At 63.4% G+C, this 17,816-nt stretch carries 32 protein-coding genes; 24 read left to right on the plus strand and 8 right to left on the minus strand.

The features are described 5' to 3' along the window. The 21 genes from HUK65_RS16110 to rpmD all read left to right on the plus strand — a co-directional run. The coding region (locus HUK65_RS16110; RefSeq protein ID WP_179907328.1) for an EF-Tu C-terminal domain-related protein at nucleotides 1-75 on the plus strand (75 nt) is incomplete at its 5' end. 67 nt (nucleotides 76-142) lie between these two features. After that, a complete protein-coding gene (gene rpsJ, locus HUK65_RS16115) occupies nucleotides 143-451 on the plus strand; it encodes a 30S ribosomal protein S10 (RefSeq protein ID WP_071469578.1) in 309 nt (102 codons plus the stop codon). Nucleotides 452-463: 12 nt separating this feature from the next. Beyond that, entirely contained in the window at nucleotides 464-1,300 is an 837-nt protein-coding gene (rplC, locus tag HUK65_RS16120; protein ID WP_179907301.1) for a 50S ribosomal protein L3, read from the plus strand. Between the two features lies 1 nt (nucleotide 1,301). Continuing rightward, entirely contained in the window at nucleotides 1,302-1,922 is a 621-nt protein-coding gene (rplD, locus tag HUK65_RS16125) for a 50S ribosomal protein L4 (RefSeq protein WP_179907302.1), read from the plus strand. Next, nucleotides 1,919-2,215, plus strand: coding sequence for a 50S ribosomal protein L23 (locus HUK65_RS16130; RefSeq protein ID WP_179907303.1), 297 nt, complete (start codon nucleotides 1,919-1,921; stop codon nucleotides 2,213-2,215). Before rplD ends, HUK65_RS16130 begins: the two co-directional genes overlap by 4 nt. A 116-nt stretch (nucleotides 2,216-2,331) precedes the next feature. Then, on the plus strand, nucleotides 2,332-3,171 hold the full coding sequence (gene rplB, locus HUK65_RS16135) for a 50S ribosomal protein L2 (protein ID WP_179907304.1): 840 nt from the start codon (nucleotides 2,332-2,334) through the stop codon (nucleotides 3,169-3,171). Between the two features lie 3 nt (nucleotides 3,172-3,174). Then, entirely contained in the window at nucleotides 3,175-3,453 is a 279-nt protein-coding gene (gene rpsS, locus HUK65_RS16140) for a 30S ribosomal protein S19 (protein ID WP_092885019.1), read from the plus strand. A gap of 5 nt (nucleotides 3,454-3,458) precedes the next feature. Next, nucleotides 3,459-3,839 (plus strand): 50S ribosomal protein L22, encoded by a 381-nt coding sequence (gene rplV, locus HUK65_RS16145; RefSeq protein WP_179907305.1) that lies wholly within the window; start codon nucleotides 3,459-3,461, stop codon nucleotides 3,837-3,839. After that, nucleotides 3,839-4,540 (plus strand): 30S ribosomal protein S3, encoded by a 702-nt coding sequence (gene rpsC / locus HUK65_RS16150; RefSeq protein WP_179907306.1) that lies wholly within the window; start codon nucleotides 3,839-3,841, stop codon nucleotides 4,538-4,540. Before rplV ends, rpsC begins: the two co-directional genes overlap by 1 nt. A 21-nt stretch (nucleotides 4,541-4,561) precedes the next feature. Continuing rightward, nucleotides 4,562-4,975: a 50S ribosomal protein L16 gene (rplP, locus tag HUK65_RS16155; RefSeq protein ID WP_179907307.1), complete on the plus strand. Its 414-nt coding sequence runs from the start codon at nucleotides 4,562-4,564 to the stop codon at nucleotides 4,973-4,975. Between the two features lie 160 nt (nucleotides 4,976-5,135). Then, nucleotides 5,136-5,339, plus strand: a complete 204-nt coding sequence (gene rpmC, locus HUK65_RS16160; RefSeq protein WP_179907308.1) for a 50S ribosomal protein L29 — start codon at nucleotides 5,136-5,138, stop codon at nucleotides 5,337-5,339. An 11-nt stretch (nucleotides 5,340-5,350) separates the two neighbouring features. Continuing rightward, the gene (rpsQ, locus tag HUK65_RS16165) at nucleotides 5,351-5,590 is read left to right on the plus strand and encodes a 30S ribosomal protein S17 (protein WP_179907309.1); all 240 of its coding nucleotides are present in this window, start codon (nucleotides 5,351-5,353) and stop codon (nucleotides 5,588-5,590) included. 73 nt (nucleotides 5,591-5,663) lie between these two features. Beyond that, the gene (gene rplN, locus HUK65_RS16170) at nucleotides 5,664-6,032 is read left to right on the plus strand and encodes a 50S ribosomal protein L14 (protein ID WP_179907310.1); all 369 of its coding nucleotides are present in this window, start codon (nucleotides 5,664-5,666) and stop codon (nucleotides 6,030-6,032) included. Continuing rightward, nucleotides 6,032-6,337: a 50S ribosomal protein L24 gene (rplX, locus tag HUK65_RS16175; RefSeq protein ID WP_179907311.1), complete on the plus strand. Its 306-nt coding sequence runs from the start codon at nucleotides 6,032-6,034 to the stop codon at nucleotides 6,335-6,337. The genes rplN and rplX overlap by 1 nt, the downstream gene beginning before the upstream one ends. Then, nucleotides 6,337-6,897, plus strand: coding sequence for a 50S ribosomal protein L5 (gene rplE / locus HUK65_RS16180; RefSeq protein WP_179907312.1), 561 nt, complete (start codon nucleotides 6,337-6,339; stop codon nucleotides 6,895-6,897). Before rplX ends, rplE begins: the two co-directional genes overlap by 1 nt. An 18-nt stretch (nucleotides 6,898-6,915) precedes the next feature. After that, complete coding sequence (rpsN, locus tag HUK65_RS16185; protein ID WP_179907313.1) at nucleotides 6,916-7,221, plus strand: 30S ribosomal protein S14; 306 nt, start codon at nucleotides 6,916-6,918, stop codon at nucleotides 7,219-7,221. 9 nt (nucleotides 7,222-7,230) lie between these two features. Beyond that, nucleotides 7,231-7,629 carry a 30S ribosomal protein S8 gene (rpsH, locus tag HUK65_RS16190; protein WP_179907329.1) on the plus strand — a complete coding sequence of 133 codons (399 nt, stop codon included), beginning with the start codon at nucleotides 7,231-7,233 and terminating at the stop codon, nucleotides 7,627-7,629. Between the two features lie 10 nt (nucleotides 7,630-7,639). Further along, nucleotides 7,640-8,173, plus strand: a complete 534-nt coding sequence (gene rplF / locus HUK65_RS16195) for a 50S ribosomal protein L6 (protein ID WP_179907314.1) — start codon at nucleotides 7,640-7,642, stop codon at nucleotides 8,171-8,173. 11 nt (nucleotides 8,174-8,184) lie between these two features. Continuing rightward, complete coding sequence (gene rplR, locus HUK65_RS16200; protein ID WP_179907315.1) at nucleotides 8,185-8,544, plus strand: 50S ribosomal protein L18; 360 nt, start codon at nucleotides 8,185-8,187, stop codon at nucleotides 8,542-8,544. Nucleotides 8,545-8,554: 10 nt separating this feature from the next. Then, on the plus strand, nucleotides 8,555-9,121 hold the full coding sequence (rpsE, locus tag HUK65_RS16205; protein ID WP_179907316.1) for a 30S ribosomal protein S5: 567 nt from the start codon (nucleotides 8,555-8,557) through the stop codon (nucleotides 9,119-9,121). Nucleotides 9,122-9,132: 11 nt separating this feature from the next. Further along, nucleotides 9,133-9,321, plus strand: a complete 189-nt coding sequence (gene rpmD, locus HUK65_RS16210) for a 50S ribosomal protein L30 (protein ID WP_179907317.1) — start codon at nucleotides 9,133-9,135, stop codon at nucleotides 9,319-9,321. Nucleotides 9,322-9,558: 237 nt separating this feature from the next. Here the strand turns inward: rpmD and HUK65_RS16215 are convergent, their stop codons facing one another. From HUK65_RS16215 to HUK65_RS16250, 8 genes are all read right to left on the minus strand, one after another. Further along, entirely contained in the window at nucleotides 9,559-10,338 is a 780-nt protein-coding gene (locus HUK65_RS16215; protein WP_179907318.1) for a succinate dehydrogenase iron-sulfur subunit, read from the minus strand. A 12-nt stretch (nucleotides 10,339-10,350) separates the two neighbouring features. After that, complete coding sequence (gene sdhA / locus HUK65_RS16220; protein ID WP_179907319.1) at nucleotides 10,351-12,156, minus strand: succinate dehydrogenase flavoprotein subunit; 1,806 nt, start codon at nucleotides 12,154-12,156, stop codon at nucleotides 10,351-10,353. 12 nt (nucleotides 12,157-12,168) lie between these two features. Then, a complete protein-coding gene (gene sdhD, locus HUK65_RS16225) occupies nucleotides 12,169-12,549 on the minus strand; it encodes a succinate dehydrogenase, hydrophobic membrane anchor protein (RefSeq protein ID WP_179907320.1) in 381 nt (126 codons plus the stop codon). An 11-nt stretch (nucleotides 12,550-12,560) separates the two neighbouring features. Next, on the minus strand, nucleotides 12,561-12,950 hold the full coding sequence (gene sdhC, locus HUK65_RS16230; RefSeq protein WP_179907321.1) for a succinate dehydrogenase, cytochrome b556 subunit: 390 nt from the start codon (nucleotides 12,948-12,950) through the stop codon (nucleotides 12,561-12,563). A 210-nt stretch (nucleotides 12,951-13,160) separates the two neighbouring features. Further along, nucleotides 13,161-14,189 (minus strand): MaoC family dehydratase, encoded by a 1,029-nt coding sequence (locus HUK65_RS16235; RefSeq protein WP_179907322.1) that lies wholly within the window; start codon nucleotides 14,187-14,189, stop codon nucleotides 13,161-13,163. Between the two features lie 73 nt (nucleotides 14,190-14,262). Beyond that, complete coding sequence (locus tag HUK65_RS16240; protein WP_179907323.1) at nucleotides 14,263-14,469, minus strand: DUF1737 domain-containing protein; 207 nt, start codon at nucleotides 14,467-14,469, stop codon at nucleotides 14,263-14,265. A gap of 5 nt (nucleotides 14,470-14,474) precedes the next feature. Further along, entirely contained in the window at nucleotides 14,475-15,026 is a 552-nt protein-coding gene (locus HUK65_RS16245; protein WP_179907324.1) for an NnrU family protein, read from the minus strand. After that, a complete protein-coding gene (locus HUK65_RS16250; protein ID WP_179907325.1) occupies nucleotides 15,026-15,898 on the minus strand; it encodes an HpcH/HpaI aldolase/citrate lyase family protein in 873 nt (290 codons plus the stop codon). The genes HUK65_RS16245 and HUK65_RS16250 overlap by 1 nt, the downstream gene beginning before the upstream one ends. A 183-nt stretch (nucleotides 15,899-16,081) precedes the next feature. On the opposite strand from HUK65_RS16250, the gene HUK65_RS16255 reads away from it, so the two are divergent. The 3 genes from HUK65_RS16255 to HUK65_RS18855 form a co-directional block, all read left to right on the plus strand. Beyond that, entirely contained in the window at nucleotides 16,082-16,396 is a 315-nt protein-coding gene (locus HUK65_RS16255; RefSeq protein WP_179907326.1) for a hypothetical protein, read from the plus strand. Nucleotides 16,397-16,522: 126 nt separating this feature from the next. Continuing rightward, nucleotides 16,523-17,485: a malate dehydrogenase gene (gene mdh, locus HUK65_RS16260; RefSeq protein ID WP_179907327.1), complete on the plus strand. Its 963-nt coding sequence runs from the start codon at nucleotides 16,523-16,525 to the stop codon at nucleotides 17,483-17,485. A 13-nt stretch (nucleotides 17,486-17,498) separates the two neighbouring features. Next, a partial coding sequence (locus tag HUK65_RS18855) for a hypothetical protein (protein ID WP_235442214.1) occupies nucleotides 17,499-17,816 on the plus strand: 318 nt, incomplete at its 3' end.

Here is a 17,816-nt window from a genome sequence, read left to right on the forward strand (position 1 = left end):
GAAAAGCTCCGCTTCGCCATCCGTGAAGGCGGCCGCACCGTCGGCGCTGGCGTCGTGTCGAAAATCATCGAGTGATCGAAACGCCGATAGTCCTGCCAGGGTGGGTGATCTGCCCACCCTGCGCCAGACAAGGAAGAGAATGATGCAAGGTCAGAATATCCGCATTCGGCTCAAGGCCTTCGATTACCGCGTTCTGGATGCCAGCACGCAGGAGATCGTCAACACGGCCAAGCGGACCGGTGCACAGGTGCGCGGGCCCATCCCGCTGCCGAACAAGATCGAAAAGTTCACCGTCCTGCGCGGGCCGCATATCGACAAGAAGTCGCGCGACCAGTGGGAAATCCGGACGCACAAGCGCCTGCTCGACATTGTCGATCCGACGCCGCAGACGGTGGATGCGCTGATGAAACTCGACCTCGCCGCCGGGGTGGATGTCGAGATCAAGGTTTGAGGAGCCGAACAGATGCGCTCTGGAGTTATCGCAAAAAAGCTGGGCATGACCCGGCTGTTCATGGAGGATGGCCGGCAGGTTCCGGTCACTGTCCTTCAGCTTGACGGGTTGCAGGTCGTTGCCTGCCGCACCGCTGACAAGGATGGCTATACCGCTGTCCAGCTGGGCGCCGGCACGGCGAAGGCCAAGCGCACCACCGCCGCGCAGCGGGGGCATTTCGCAAAGGCAAGTGTGGCGCCGAAGCGCAAACTGGCCGAATTCCGCGTCAGCCCCGACAACATGATCGATGTGGGCGAGGAAATCACCGCTGACCATTACTTCGAAGGTCAGTTCGTGGATGTCGCCGGAACCTCGATCGGCAAGGGCTTTGCCGGTGCGATGAAGCGGCACAACTTCGGCGGTCTGCGGGCCAGCCATGGTGTGTCGATCAGCCACCGCTCGCACGGATCCACCGGCCAGTGCCAGGACCCGGGCAAGGTGTTCAAGGGCAAGAAGATGGCCGGTCACATGGGCGCCGCCCGTGTCACCACGCAGAACCTGCAGGTCGTCCGCACCGACAGCGACCGTGGCCTGATCATGGTCAAGGGCGCCGTGCCGGGCTCCAGGGGCGGTTGGGTCACCATCAAGGACGCGGTCAAGAAGCCCGTTCCGGACAATGTGATCCTGCCCGCCGCGCTGAAATCGGCTGCCGAGGCCGCCCGCAAGGCTGCTGAAGAAGCTGCCGCCGCGGCCGCCGCCGAGGAAGAGGCTGCACGTCAGGCCGCGCTTGAAGCCGAAGCCGCAGAGCAGGAAGCTGCCCTGAAGGAGGCCGAGGCCGATATCGAGGGCGATAAGAAGGAAGGCGAGTGACATGAAACTCGACGTCATCAACCTGGATGCGGCGCCCGCGGGCGAGGTTGAGCTCAACGAGGCCATCTTTGGCCTTGAGCCGCGCGCCGATATCCTGCACCGCGTGGTGCGCTGGCAGCGGGCGAAAGCCCAGGCTGGCACCCACAAGGTCAAGACCCGCTCGGAAACCAGCTATTCCACCAAGAAGATCTACCGCCAGAAGGGCACCGGCGGCGCACGCCACGGCGACCGTAACGCGCCGATCTTCCGCAAGGGCGGTGTCTACAAGGGCCCGACCCCGCGCAGCCACGCGTTCGACCTGCCGAAAAAGGTGCGGGCGCTGGGTCTGAAGCATGCGCTTTCGGCCAAGGCCGGCAGCGGTAAGCTGGTGGTTCTGGACAGCGCCGAGATGTCGGAGCCAAAGACCGCGCAACTGGCCAAGGCGGTGAAATCGCTGGGCTGGCGCAAGGTTCTGATCATCGACGGTGCCGAGGTGAACGAGAATTTCGCCCTGGCGGCGCGCAACATCGACGGGATCGATGTGCTGCCCTCGATCGGTGCGAATGTGTATGACATCCTGCGCCGTGACACGCTTGTGATCACGCGCGCCGGTCTGGAAGCGCTGGAGGCGCGGCTGGCATGAGCACCAAGGCAGAACATTACGATGTGATCCGCAAGCCGGTCATCACTGAAAAGGCCACCATGGCCTCGGAGGCCAATGCCGTGGTCTTCGAAGTGTCGATGGACGCCACCAAGCCGAAGATCAAGGAGGCGATTGAGTCGCTCTTCGGGGTCAAGGTCAAGGCGGTGAACACGCTGGTGACCAAGGGCAAGACCAAGCGGTTCCGCGGCATCGCCGGGCGCCGCAAGGACGTCAAGAAAGCCTATGTCACGCTTGAGGATGGAAACGCTATCGACGTGACCACCGGGCTTTGATAAGGAAACGCGACTCAGCGGCCCCGGTAACGGGGCCGCTGGTTATTTGGTGGATTGCTCTGCCAATGGACGAAACGGAGCCTTTACAGGTTCGAAGCTGACGGAAGACAGAAAGCATGGCACTCAAGTCGTACAAACCAACGACGCCGGGCCAGCGTGGGCTGGTTCTGATCGACCGTTCGGAGCTTTGGAAAGGTCGCCCGGTCAAAGCCCTCACCGAGGGTCTGACCAAATCGGGCGGTCGGAACAACACCGGACGGATCACCGCGCGCCGCATTGGCGGTGGGGCGAAGCGTCTTTATCGTATCGTGGATTTCAAGCGCAACAAGCTTGACGTCCCCGCCACCGTGGAACGGATCGAATATGACCCGAACCGCACGGCATTCATCGCGCTGATCCGCTACGGCGATGGTGAGCAGGCCTATATTCTGGCCCCCCAGCGTCTGGCTGTGGGCGACAAGGTTGTGGCCGGCGCCAAGGTCGATGTGAAGCCGGGCAACGCAATGCCGTTTTCGGGCATGCCCATCGGCACCATCGTGCACAATGTGGAACTGAAGCCTGGCAAGGGCGGTCAGATCGCACGCTCGGCCGGGACCTACGCACAGTTCGTGGGCCGCGACGGGGGCTATGCGCAGATCCGCCTGTCCTCGGGCGAGCTGCGGATGGTGCGCCAGGACTGCATGGCCACGGTTGGCGCGGTGTCGAACCCTGACAACAGCAACCAGAACCTGGGCAAGGCCGGGCGCAAGCGCCACATGGGCAAGCGCCCGTCGGTGCGTGGCGTCGCCATGAACCCGATCGATCACCCCCATGGCGGTGGTGAGGGGCGGACCTCGGGCGGCCGGACGCCGGTGACGCCCTGGGGCAAGGACACCAAGGGCCGCCGCACGCGGTCGAACAAGTCCACCGACAAGTTCATCATCCGTTCGCGCCACGCGAAGAAGAAGGGTCGCTAATCCATGTCACGTTCAGTTTGGAAGGGCCCTTTCGTCGATGCTTACGTCCTGAAGAAGGCCGAGAAAGCACGCGACTCCGGGCGCAATGAAGTCATCAAGATCTGGTCCCGCCGGTCGACCATCCTGCCGCAATTCGTGGGCCTGACATTCGGGGTCTACAACGGCAAGAAGCACATCCCGGTGAATGTCAGCGAAGACATGATCGGCCAGAAGTTCGGTGAGTATTCGCCGACGCGGACCTATTACGGCCACGCCGCCGACAAGAAAGCGAAGAGGAAATAAGCGTCATGGGTAAGGACAACAATCCGCGCCGCGTGGCCGAGAATGAGGCGATGGCCAAGTCGCGCATGCTGCGCACTTCGCCGCAAAAGCTCAACCTCGTCGCTGCGATGATCCGCGGAAAGCCCGTCAGCAAGGCGCTGACCGATCTGACCTTCTCGAAGAAGCGGATCGCGGGGGATGTGCGCAAGTGCCTGCAATCGGCGATCGCCAATGCCGAAAACAACCATGGGCTGGACGTTGACGAACTGGTCGTCGTCGAAGCCTGGGTCGGCAAGAACATCGTGATGAAGCGCGGGCGTCCTCGGGCGCGGGGTCGTTTCGGCAAGATCATGAAGCCGTTTTCGGAACTGACCATCAAGGTTCGCCAGGTCGAGGAGCAAGCATAATGGGTCACAAGGTCAATCCGATCGGCATGCGCCTGCAGGTGAACCGCACCTGGGACAGCCGCTGGTTCGCCGATGACAAGGATTATGGCAACCTGCTGCTTGAGGATCTGAAGATCCGCGAGTTCATCCACGAAGAGTGCAAGCAGGCCGGCGTCAGCCGTGTCATCATCGAACGCCCGCACAAGAAATGCCGCGTGACCATTCACACGGCACGTCCCGGCGTGATCATCGGCAAGAAAGGCGCGGATATCGAAGGTCTGCGCAAGAAGCTGGCGAATTTCACCGACAGCGATCTGCACCTGAACATCGTGGAAGTGCGCAAGCCGGAACTGGATGCACAGCTGGTGGCGGAATCCATCGCTCAGCAGCTGGAGCGCCGGGTGAGCTTCCGCCGCGCCATGAAGCGGTCGGTGCAGAACGCCATGCGCATGGGCGCCCTGGGTATCCGGGTCAATGTTGCCGGGCGTCTGGGCGGGGCCGAGATCGCGCGGACCGAATGGTACCGCGAGGGCCGGGTGCCGCTGCACACCCTGCGCGCGGATATCGATTACGCCCATGCCGAGGCCAAGACGGCATACGGGATCATCGGCATCAAGGTCTGGATCTTCAAGGGTGAGATCATGGAACATGATCCGCAGGCCCGCGACCGTCGGCATCAGGAACTTCAGGACAGCGGCGGCGCCTCGCGCCCGCGTCGCTGATCCGCGTGAAGGAGTAGGACAATGCTGCAACCGAAACGGACCAAGTTCCGTAAAATGCACAAGGGCCGGATCAAGGGCGAGGCCAAGGGCGGGTTTGACCTGAACTTTGGCAGCTACGGCCTGAAGGCGACCGAGCCTGAGCGTATCACTGCGCGCCAGATCGAAGCCGCCCGCCGGGCCATGACGCGTCACATGAAGCGTCAGGGCCGGGTATGGATCCGTATCTTCCCCGACACTCCGGTCACCTCGAAGCCGACCGAAGTCCGGATGGGTAAGGGCAAGGGCTCCGTCGATTTCTGGGCGGCCAAGGTCAAGCCCGGCCGCGTGATGTTCGAGATCGACGGTGTCAACGATGCTGTCGCCCGCGAAGCCCTGCGCCTGGCGGCCATGAAGCTTCCGATCAAGACCCGCGTGGTGGTCCGCGAGGACTGGTAACATTTCGCAACGGGCGGGCGCAAAGCCCGCCCGTTACGTTTCTGGGGGCCTTGCACCTTTGGGTGTTTGGGCCTATACGACCCGCTCATCCACCTCCGCCGGGAATCAGGGTGACCCTGTGCAAGGGGCTCTCCGGTGATTGTTGACTGAAGGAAAGACCATGAAAGCAGAAGATCTGCGCGACAAGACGCCGGACGAGCTGCGCGATCAGCTTGTGGCGCTGAAGAAAGAGGCGTTCAACCTGCGTTTCCAGAAGGCGACCAACCAACTGGAAAACACCGCGCGCATGCGTGCCGTGCGCCGTGATGTGGCACGGGTGAGCACCGTGCTGACCGAAAAAGCCCGCGCTGCGGCAGCGAACTGAGGAGCCTTCCCATGCCCAAACGCATCCTGCAAGGCACCGTGACCAGCGACAAGAACGAGCAGACCGTGACTGTCCTGGTCGAGCGCCGCTTTACGCATCCGGTGATGAAGAAGACCGTGCGCAGCACGAAGAAATACCGGGCACATGACCCGGAGAACCAGTTTAAGATCGGTGATGTGGTTCGCATCCGCGAATGCGCGCCGGTCTCGAAATCCAAGCGCTGGGAGGTGGTGACCGAAGCTTCGGCTTGATCGCCTCCTTCCGGTTTGAGCGAAACCCTGGGACCCGGAGAAAGCCGCGGTTCCCAAAGGTCGGGAGAAACCAATGATCCAGATGCAGACCAATCTGGATGTCGCTGACAACTCCGGCGCACGCCGGGTGCAGTGCATCAAGGTCCTGGGTGGGTCCAAGCGACGCTACGCGTCGGTGGGCGACATCATCGTGGTGTCGGTCAAGGAAGCCATCCCGCGCGGCCGCGTGAAGAAGGGCGACGTGCGCAAGGCCGTCGTCGTGCGCACCGCCAAGGAAGTGCGCCGCGAGGATGGCACCGCCATCCGCTTTGATCGCAACGCCGCCGTCATCCTCAACAACAACAACGAACCTGTCGGCACCCGTATCTTCGGGCCGGTGGTGCGTGAGTTGCGCGCGAAGAACTTCATGAAGATCATCTCGCTGGCTCCGGAGGTGCTCTGATGGCTGCGAAACTGAAAAAAGGCGACAAGGTTGTCGTCCTGACCGGCAAGGACAAGGGCAAGACCGGCGAGATCAGCCGCGTCATGCCCAAGGACAACAAGGCGGTCGTGGACGGTATCAACATATCTGTGCGCCACACCAAGCAAAGCCAGACCAGCCAGGGCGGCCGCATCCCGCAGGCCATGCCTATCGACCTGTCGAACCTGGCGCTGGTTGACGGCAACGGTAAGGCAACCCGCGTAGGCTTCCGCGTCGAAGACGGCACCAAGGTGCGCTACGCCAAGACCACCGGGGAGGCGATCTGATGCTTGACGCTGCAACCTATACCCCGCGCCTGAAGGCGCTCTACAAGGACCAGGTCCGCGCGACGCTGAAGGAAGAGTTCGGCTACAAGAATGACATGATGATCCCCAAGCTCGACAAGATCGTGCTGAACATGGGGATCGGTGAAGCCGTCAAGGACAGCAAGAAGATCAAGTCGGCCCAGGCTGACCTGACCGCGATTGCCGGCCAGAAGGCGGTCATCACCAAGGCCAAGAACTCCATCGCCGGGTTCCGCGTGCGCGAGGAGATGCCGCTGGGCGTCAAGGTCACGCTGCGCGGAGAGCGCATGTATGAATTCCTTGACCGCCTGATCACCATCGCCCTGCCGCGCGTGCGCGACTTCCGCGGGGTCAAGGGCACGTCCTTCGATGGCCGTGGCAACTACGCCATGGGCATCAAGGAGCACATCGTGTTCCCCGAGATTGTCTATGACCAGATTGACGAAGTCTGGGGCATGGATGTGATCATCTGCACCACCGCGCAAACCGACGCGGAAGCCAAGGCGCTGTTGAAAGCCTTCAACATGCCCTTTTCAAGCTGACGCGGAAGGAGAGAGAACATGGCCAAGAAAGCAATGGTCGAACGCGAGAAGAAGCGTCAGCGGATGGTCGCGAAATATGCTGCCAAGCGCGCTGAACTGAAGGCGATCGCCGCCGATGCCTCGCGCCCCATGGAAGAGCGGTTCAAGGCGAACCTGAAGCTTGCGGAACTGCCGCGCAACAGCTCGGCCACGCGGTTGCACAACCGCTGCCAGCTGTCCGGGCGTCCCAAAGCCTATTACCGCAAACTGAAACTGTCGCGGATCGCGCTGCGGGACCTTGCCTCGAAAGGGCAGATCCCCGGCATGGTCAAGTCGAGCTGGTAAGGAGATCGCATTATGATGAACGATCCTCTCGGCGATATGCTGACCCGCATCCGCAACGCGCAGATGCGCGGCAAGTCCACCGTGCGGTCCCCCGCTTCCAAGCTGCGGGCTTGGGTGCTCGATGTGCTCAAGAGCGAGGGCTATATCCGCGGCTATGAACAGGCGACCGATGACCAGGGTCACCCGGAACTGGTGATCTCGCTGAAATATGCAGATGGTCAGCCGGTAATCCGCGAACTGGCGCGGGTGTCCAAGCCGGGCCGTCGGGTCTATTCCGGTGTGCGGGAAATCCCCGCCGTCCGCAATGGCCTGGGCGTGTCCATCGTATCGACGCCCAAGGGCGTGATGTCTGACGCAGCAGCGCGCGCCGCCAATGTTGGTGGCGAAGTGCTCTGCCGCGTATTCTGAGGAGGCTGCGATGTCCCGGATTGGAAAGAAACCGGTCGAGCTGCCGTCGGGCGTAAGCGCCTCGGTCTCGGGCCAGACCATCGAGGTGAAGGGGCCGAAAGGCACCCGCAGCTTCACCGCCACCGACGAGGTCGATATCCTGCTCGATGGCAATATCGTTACCGTCAAGCCGCGCGGCAATTCCAAGCGTGCGCGCCAGCAATGGGGCATGACCCGTTCGATGCTGGCCAACCTGGCCCAGGGCGTGACCACCGGCTTCAAGAAAGAGCTGGAGCTGGTCGGCGTTGGGTACCGTGCGCAGATGCAGGGCAATGACCTGAAACTGTCGCTGGGCTACAGCCATGACGTGGTCTTTGCCACCCCGGCCGGTGTTTCGATTTCGACCCCGAAGCAGACCGAGGTGGTGATCGAGGGCATGGACCAGCAGCAGGTTGGTGAAGTTGCCGCGAACATTCGCAAGTGGCGTTCTCCCGAGCCCTACAAGGGCAAGGGGATCCGCTACAAGGATGAGTATATCTTCCGCAAGGAAGGCAAGAAGAAGTAAGGGCGCGACAGATGGCGAACACAAAGCAGAAGCTGTTCCAGAAGCGCCGCCTGCGCGTGCGGAACAAATTGCGGAAAATGGCCAACGGGCGTCCGCGCCTGTCGGTTCACCGCTCGAACAAGAATATCAGCGTTCAGCTGATCGACGATGTGAAGGGTGTGACCCTTGCCGCGGCCTCGACCGTGGAAAAGGATCTGGGCCTCGTCGGCACCAACAACAAGGACGCAGCCGCCAAGGTCGGCGCCGCGATCGCCGAGCGTGCCAAGGCCGCCGGGATCGAGGAGTGCTATTTCGACCGCGGCGGGTTCCTGTTTCACGGGAAGGTCAAGGCGCTTGCCGACGCCGCCCGTGAAGGCGGCCTGAAGTTCTGAGGAGACGATAATGGCAAGAGAAGACAACCGCCGGGACCGCCGCGACCGCGACGAAACCCCGGAATTCGCCGATCGTCTGGTTGCGATCAACCGTGTGTCGAAGACCGTCAAGGGGGGCAAGCGCTTTGGCTTTGCCGCTCTGGTGGTTGTCGGCGATCAGCGGGGCCGCGTGGGCTTCGGCAAGGGCAAGGCCAAGGAGGTCCCCGAGGCCATCCGCAAGGCCACGGAACAGGCCAAGCGCCAGATGATCCGCGTGCCCCTGCGCGAGGGCCGCACCCTGCATCATGACATCGAAGGCCGCCACGGCGCGGGCAAGGTGATCATGCGCACGGCCGTTCCCGGGACCGGGATCATCGCCGGTGGCCCCATGCGCGCCGTGTTCGAGATGCTGGGCCTGCAGGACGTCGTGGCGAAAAGCCAGGGCAGCCAGAACCCGTATAACATGGTTCGGGCCGCTTTTGACGGTCTGAGGCGCTCCAGCAGCCCCCGGCAGGTGGCGCAGCGTCGCGGCAAGAAGGTCGCCGACATCCTGCGCAAGCCGGAAACCGAAACCGCAGCTGAAACCGCTGAGGCCTGAGGGGAAGCAACATGGCAAAAACGATTGTTGTGAAACAGGTGGGTTCGCCCATCCGCCGCCCGGAAATTCAGCGCCAGACCCTGATCGGCCTGGGCCTGAACAAGATGCACCGCACGCGCGAGCTTGAGGACACGCCCGCCATCCGCGGCATGGTCGCCAAGATCCCGCATCTGGTCGAGATCATCGAAGAGCGCGGCTGACGGCTCAGACCGTGCAGAACCGAACAGCCCCCGGCGCCCATAAGCGCCGGGGGCTTTTTTGTCGAATGGATCTGTCGTCAGTTCCCTCGCCCGGTGCGCGTGCGCGCCGGGCAGCGCCCCCGAGGCGCAACGGGAGGGTGGGCGGGCGCTGAGGGGGCGCTTTTTTGCCGTCCTCCCACATCAATGAAAAACGCCGCCCTGTGGGGCGGCGTCAGCGTCTTGTGTAAGGGCCAGGCATCAAGCCACGCGTTCGACCATCATCTTCTTGATCTCGGCGATCGCCTTGGCCGGGTTCAGCCCCTTGGGGCAGGTCTTGGCGCAGTTCATGATCGTGTGGCAGCGATACAGCTTGAACGGGTCATGCAGATCGTCCAGCCGCTCGCCCGTGGCTTCATCGCGCGAATCGATGATCCACCGATAGGCGTGCAGAAGCGATGCCGGGCCAAGGTAGCGGTCCCCGTTCCACCAGTAGCTGGGGCAGGAGGTTGAGCAGCAGGCGCACATCACGCATTCATAGAGCCCGTCCAGCTTCTCCCGGTCCTCGATGGACTGGCGCCATTCCTTGGCGGGGGTGTTGGATTTGGTTTCCAGCCAGGGTTGGATACTGGCGTGTTGCGCGTAGAAATGCGTGAGGTCCGGGATCAGGTCCTTGATCACCGGCATGTGGGGCAGGGGGTAAACCTTCACGTCGCCCTTCACCTCGTCCATGCCGAAGATACAGGCCAGCTGGTTGCCGCCATCGATATTCATGGCGCAGGAGCCGCAGATCCCTTCGCGGCAGGACCGGCGAAAGGTCAGCGTGGGGTCCACCTTGGACTTGATCCAGATCAGCGCGTCCAGCACCATCGGCCCGCAATCATCCAGATCCACGAAATAGGTGTCCACCCGGGGGTTTTCACCGTCATCGGGGTTCCAGCGATAGATGCGAAAGGTGCGCAGGTTCTTGGCGCCCTCGGGCTTGGGCCAGGTCTTGCCGGTGCGCATCTGGCTGTTCTTGGGCAGGGTGAGTTGAACCATTGTCTTGCCTCCTCAGTAGACCCGCGCTTTCGGCGCGATCTTCTTGGGGTCTATGCCGCCCTGATCCAGCGGGGTCAGGGGGTCGGTATGAACCGGGCGGTAATCTAGCGTCACCTTGGTGCCGTCTACCCAGGCCAGCGTGTGCTTGCGCCAGTTGGCATCATCGCGGTCGGGGTAATCCTCCTGCGCGTGGGCGCCGCGGCTTTCCTTGCGCGCCTCGGCACTGACGATGGTTGTCAGGGCGTTGGGCATCAGGTTGTCCAGCTCCAGCGTTTCCATCAGGTCGCTGTTCCAGATCAGCGAACGGTCGGTGACGTTCAGATCACCCATCCTGCCCGCCACCGCGGTCATTTTCTCCACGCCCTCAGCCAGCGTCTTGTCGGTGCGGAAGACTGCGGCATCGGCCTGCATGGTTTTCTGCATGTCCAGCCGCAGTTCTGCCGTGGGGACCGCACCATTTGCGTTGCGCAGCGTGTCAAAGCGCTCCAGCGCCTTGTCGATGCTGGCGCGGTTCAGGGTCGGGTTGGCGGCGGCGGCATCCACGACTTGGCCCGCACGGATGGCCGCGGCCCGGCCAAACACCACCAGGTCGATCAGCGAATTCGATCCCAGCCGGTTTGCCCCATGCACCGAGGCGCAGGCGGCCTCGCCCACGGCCATCAGGCCCGGGGCCACCCGGTCCGGGTTCTGGGCATCGGCGTTGAGAACCTCGCCCCAGTAATTCGTGGGAATGCCGCCCATGTTGTAATGCACGGTGGGCAGAACCGGGATAGGCTCCTTGTTGAGGTCAACCCCCGCAAAGACGCGCGCGCTTTCCGAAATCCCCGGCAGGCGCAGTTTCAGCGTCTCAGGCGGCAGGTGGTTGAGGTGCAGGTGGATATGGTCCTTGTTCGGCCCCACGCCGCGGCCTTCGCGGATTTCCATGGTCATGCAGCGGCTGACCACATCGCGCGAGGCCAGATCGCGGTAAGTGGGCGCATAGCGCTCCATGAACCGCTCGCCTTCGGAGTTGGTGAGGTATCCGCCCTCGCCGCGCGCGCCTTCGGTGATCAGGCAGCCCGCGCCATAGATGCCGGTGGGATGGAACTGCACGAATTCCATGTCCTGCAGCGGCAGCCCGGCCCGGGCGATCATCCCGTTGCCATCGCCCGTGCAGGTATGTGCGCTGGTGGCGCTGAAGTAGGCGCGGCCATAGCCCCCGGTGGCCAGCACCACCATCTTGGCGTTGAACGCATGCAGCGTGCCGTCATCCAGTTTCCAGGCCAGCACGCCCTGGCACACGCCGTCCTCGGACATGATCAGGTCAATGGCGAAGTATTCGATATAGAATTCGGCCTTTTGCTTCAGGGACTGGCCATAGAGCGTGTGCAGCATGGCGTGCCCGGTCCGGTCGGCGGCGGCGCAGGTGCGCTGCACCGGGGGGCCTTCGCCGTATTCGGTGGTATGGCCGCCAAAGGGGCGCTGGTAAATCTTGCCATCCTCGGTGCGCGAAAACGGCACGCCGTAATGCTCCAGCTCATAGACCGCCTTGGGGGCCTCGCGGGCCAGATACTCCATGGCGTCGGAATCGCCCAGCCAGTCGCTGCCCTTGACCGTGTCATACATGTGCCACTGCCAGCTGTCCGGCCCCATGTTCGACAGCGATGCGGCAATCCCGCCCTGCGCCGCAACAGTGTGCGACCGGGTCGGAAAGACCTTGGTCACGCAGGCCGTGCGCAGGCCCTGTTCGGCCATGCCCAGGGTCGCGCGCAGGCCTGCACCCCCGGCGCCGACCACCACCACGTCATAAACATGTTCTTCGATTTCGTATGCAGACATTCGTTCGGTTCCTCAGGCGCTGAACAGGACGGTGGCAACCGACAGGACGCCGGCGACGCCAAGCGCCCAGCAGGCCAGTGTGTTCGCAATCAGGAGCGCGGTGCGCGCATTCTTGTTCGTCACATAGTCTTCGATGACCACCTGCAAACCCTGCATAAGATGCGCAAAGGCGGCGATGATGAACAGTACCGCCACCAGCGCATGCCACAGGTTCGAATAGGTGGCGACAAATGCGTCATACCCGTTGCCCAGGGCGCGCCCGAAGGGAAAGATGAACAGCAGCGTCAGCGGCACCAGCGCGATCGAGGTCAGCCGCTGGCTCCACCAGTGGCCCACGCCCTCGCCCGCTGCGCCGTGGCCGTGAACGCGGGCATAATCTGTCTTGTAACCCATGCTCGCCTCCCTCAGATGACGATGATGATGACGGTCAGGATGGTCATCACCACCGATCCGCCGATCACCAGATACGAGGTTTTCTCAACCGTCTCGACATCCATCATCCGGCCGGTGTCCCAGATCAGGTGCCGGATGGAATTGAGCATGTGATACCATAGTGCCCAGAGCGATCCGAACAGGACCAGATTGCCGAACCACGAGGTCAACAAGCCGTCCACGAATTCGAAATACGGCTGCGAGAACGCCCCTGCCGCAAACCACCATACGATCAGCACCGCCGCCAGGGTCATGCCGACCCCGGTGATGCGGTTCATGATCGATGTGATGGCCCCCAATGGCAGGCGATACACCTGCAGATGCGGCGAAAGCGGTCGGTTGCCCCTGTTCACATCGGCCATGATCGGATCCTCTCCTTCGACTGGTCAGCCTGCGATCGCTGCGCAGGCCGTCTGGCTTGCTGCACTGCATAACGCATTTTTCGCGCCTGTCACGCGCGCAGGGGCGTGAAATCCTGCAATTGCCGCAGAATCCCGTTCTTCCTGCGGTGTCGGCCGCTTTCGTGATCACAAATTTTCAGGCTGTGATCACGTGCTGTCATGTCCGCCGACTCAGCACGGCACCAGCGCCCAGTAATCCAGATCCAGCAAGACCTCGGGCAAGTACTTGCCGTCTTCGCCGCGCAGCGCAAAGGGGTGCCCCTTTGTCGCCACCAGCCGCAGGCGCAACGCGCCCACGCCCGGGGCGCCGGTTTCGGCACGGTCCAGAACCTCGGACCACGCCCGCACCGTGTCACCGGCAAAACAGGGGTTGGCATGGGTGCCCGCGTTGATCGCGGCAATCATCTGCGCATTGGCCAATCCGTTGAACGAGAGCGCGCGCGCCAGACTGATGACATGGCCGCCATAGATCAGCCGCTTGCCATCGGCGCGCTGGCTGGCATCAAAATGCACCTTGGCGGTGTTCTGCCACAGCCGCGTGGCCAGCATATGCTCGGCCTCTTCCACGGTCACGCCATCCACATGGTCGATCCGCTCGCCCACCGCGTAATCGCCCCAGCGATGCGGCTCCCCGGCCTGCGTGAAATCATAGGCGCTGAAATCCAGCCCCGCGGGCACCACCAGGTCGTCGGGCCGGACCGTCCCGGCCAGTTCGGGCAGCACCGTTTCGGGCGCCGGAGCGTCGGCATCGCGCTTGCGCACCATCACCCAGCGCACATATTCCAGCACCACCGTGCCGTTCTGGTTGATCCCGCTTGTGCGCACCCAGACCACGCCGCTCCGGCCGTTCGAATTCTGTTTCAATCCGATCACTTCGGACTGCGCGCGAAGCGTATCCCCCAGCCAGACCGGCGCCAGAAACCGCCCCTCGGCATAGCCCAGATTGGCCACCGCGTTGAGGCTGATATCCGGCACCGTCTTGCCGAACACCGTGTGAAAGCCGATCAGATCATCCACCGGGCTGGCGCGCAGTCCACAGGCGCGGGCAAACTGATCCGAGGAATAGAGCGCCCCCCGCGCCGGATAGAGCGCATGATACAGTGCCCGCTCCCCGCCCGAGAGCGTGCGCGGCACCGCATGGTCGATCACCTCGCCCAGCCGATACTCCTCGAAGAACCGCCCCGCCGCCGTCTTGCTCATGACCGTGTCCATTTTCTTGCCCAAAATACTCGCGGGGGAGGGCGGCCGCAGGCCGACCGGGGGCGGCAGCCCCCTACAAGGCCCCCAGCTTCATCCCCGGGTCGTAGTCCGCGCCCGGCACATCCTTGACCACAGCCTGCGCGCATCGCATCCGCCCGGTGCCCGCGTCGAACGCATACGCGGGCGATCCGTGCAACGCCCAGCCTGCGTTCAGCGCCGCCGTGACCTTGTGGCAGAAGGCTGCGTCATCCTCGCCCGTCAGCAATCGGTATGCCTGCATCGCACTCACCCAAAGGGCCAGGGACCAATCCAGCCGTGGATCCAGCCCACCACCGCCGTCAGCACCAGCGCCACCACCACGGCGGCGCCCTCTTTCCACACGGGCGCGGGCGGTGGGGGCGTCCAGGCGCGGTTCGCGCGGTTGATCAGGATCACCGAGACCACCGCCCAGGCCAGCAGCCCACCGAACAGGATCACCCCCTGCAGCGTGCCCACCACCAGCAGATGCGCCACAGCCCAGGCCTTGAATCCCGAAAGCTGCGGATGCCGGATGCGCCGCGCCAGATTGGTCTGCAGTCCCGACACCGCGAACAGGTAGAACCCGATCAGCACCAGCAGGTTGTTGATATGGGTCAGGACCGGCGGCGCGACCCACAGCCAGATCGGCTCGGCCAAGCGATAGCCGATCACCATCAGCACGATCCCCGCCAGCACGCTGATTGCCACAATGCCCTTGCCGGCCTCGCCCATGGCGGCGCGGCGCTCGGGGATCAGGCGTTTGAACAGATGCGGCACCGACCACAGCGCCACCCCCAGAACAAGTATCAGATTGCCCATCATACCTCTCCTTGCATCGCCGTGATCGCAGCGGCCCGGTCCAGGACCTGCCGTGCGGTGACTATATGCAGGTTTTCGACGATCCGGCCATCCACAACCGCAACCCCTTCGCCGCGGGCCTGCGCGGCCTCGAAGGCGGCGATCTGGCGGCGGGAGAGGTCGATTTCGGCTTCGGTCGGGGCAAAGACCGCGTTGGCAATGTCCAGCTGCGCGGGGTGGATCAGCGATTTGCCGTCAAACCCCATGTCGCGGCCCTGTTCGCACTCGGCCCGCAGCCCTTCGTCATCCTTGAAGGCATTATACACCCCGTCCACCGCCACGATCCCCGCCACCCGCGCGGCCATCAGGCACATCTGCAGGGCGGTCATCAGCGGCATCCGGTCGGCGCGGAACCGGCAGCCCATGTCCTTGGCCAGGTCATTCGTGCCCAGCACAAAACCCGCCATCCGTGGCGCCCGGGCAATCTCCAGCGCGTTCAGGGCGCCCAGCGGGGTTTCCATCATGGCCCAGATGCGGGTCTCGGCCGTTTCGGGGCGCTTCTCCAGCAGATCGGCCAGCGCGGCGACATCGGCGGCGGAATTCACCTTGGGCAGCAGAATCGCCTCGGGGCGCACCGCTGCCAGAGCCTCCAGATCGGCCCGGCCCCAGTCGCTGTCCAGCGCATTGATCCGCAGCAGCTTCGCACGCGGGCCGTAATCCGTTTCGGCCAGCACTTGCGCCAGAAGGGCCCGCGCATTGGCCTTTTCCTCCACTGCAACCGCATCCTCCAGGTCAAAGATGATCGCATCCGCAGCCAGCCCGGCGGCTTTTTCCAGCGCACGGGTCTTGGAGCCCGGAATATACAGGACCGAACGAAAGGGGCGGGTGTCCATGGTGGCCTCCGGCGCAAGGTAACAAAGTTGCGCTGTTCCATCATGGCTGGTCACAAATGGCAAGGGCGGAATTGCCGCGCCGCAGCGTCGTCCGGAGGCGGCGCCCGGGTGGTTAACCCTATCTTTGGCCCTGGGGGTGATCCTGTGATGGTCCCGCAGCCAAGCCACAAAGGAGCATCCGCCATGCGCCCCCTGTTCCGGACCCTTCTGCCCCTTGCCCTGTCCGCCCTCATCCTTGCCCCCCAGCCCGCCGATGCACGCCAGATGCAATGCGCCGCGCGTGAGCGTGTGCTGGATGTCCTGCAGGACCGGCTGGACCAGACCGTGCGCGCCCGCGGCCTCGCCGGTCAGACGGTGATGGAACTGTTTGTCGGCACCGATTCGGGGGACTGGACCCTGACCGTGACCTTGCCCAATGGAATGACCTGCCTGCTGGCCAACGGGCAAGGTTTCACGGCCACCGATGACATGCTGGCCGCACGCGGCGCCCCGGTCTGACCCGCCCCTGCTGCCATGTGGGCGCTATCATCGCTCCGGACGGTCGTGCTGCGCTGCAGCAGGCTTGCGCGGCGCCCCCTGAACGACTAGTCAGGGCGCGTCAATCAACCGACCGGAGACATTTCCATGGCCAGACCCAAGATCGCCCTCATCGGTGCGGGACAGATCGGCGGCACGCTCGCCCATCTCGCCGCGATCAAGGAACTGGGTGACGTCGTCCTGTTCGACATCGCCGAAGGCACGCCCCAGGGCAAGGCGCTCGATATTGCCGAATCCGGCCCCTCCGAAGGGTTCGACGCCAGCCTCAAGGGCACCAATGACTACGCCGATATTGCCGGGGCGGATGTCTGCATCGTTACCGCCGGTGTGCCGCGCAAGCCGGGCATGAGCCGCGATGACCTGCTGGGCATCAACCTCAAGGTCATGAAGGCCGTGGGCGAAGGCATCCGCGATCACGCCCCCGACGCCTTCGTCATCTGCATCACCAACCCGCTTGATGCGATGGTCTGGGCGCTGCGCGAGTTCTCGGGCCTGCCGCACGCCAAGGTCGTGGGCATGGCCGGCGTGCTGGATTCAGCGCGTTTCCGGCATTTCCTCAGCCTGGAATTCAATGTCTCCATGCGCGACGTCACCGCCTTCGTGCTGGGCGGGCATGGTGACACCATGGTGCCGCTGGCGCGCTATTCGACCGTCGCAGGCATCCCGCTGCCCGATCTGGTAGAGATGGGCTGGACCACCAAGGACCGGCTGGAGCAGATCATCCAGCGCACCCGCGATGGCGGCGCCGAGATCGTGGGGCTGCTGAAAACCGGTTCGGCATTTTACGCACCCGCCACCAGCGCGATCGAGATGGCCGAGGCCTATCTGAAGGATCAGAAGCGTCTGCTGCCCTGTGCCGCGTATTGCGATGGGCAGTTCGGACTGAAAGGCATGTATGTGGGCGTGCCCACCATCATCGGGGCTGGCGGGATCGAAAAGATCATCGACATCAAGCTGGGCAAGGATGAACAGGCCATGTTCGACCATTCGGTCGAGGCCGTGCGTGGCCTGGTTGAGGCCTGCAAGGGCATTGACACCAGCCTGGCCTGAGCCTGCCCGATGCATGACGCGCGCGGCCCCGGTTTCCGGGGCCGTTTGCATTTCGGACTGCCGGATAGGGCAGGGCTGTGCGATTCTGTCGCACTTGCCGAAATTTCGGTTAATTGTGATCACGGATTTTCGGCGCGTGATCACATTCGGCGCTTTTCTGCCTCCGCCAGTTTCCCTGCCCTTGAAACCACTTGTTTTGCGGCGGATTTCGTTCAAGGAACGGCATAGCGGAAACCATGAGGGGACAGGGCCCGTGAACATACACGAGTATCAGGCGAAGGGATTGTTGCGGGCGTATGGTGCGCCTGTTGCGGATGGTCGTGCGGTTTTG

This window comes from Rhabdonatronobacter sediminivivens (genome assembly GCF_013415485.1).
GTDB lineage: Bacteria > Pseudomonadota > Alphaproteobacteria > Rhodobacterales > Rhodobacteraceae > Rhabdonatronobacter > Rhabdonatronobacter sediminivivens.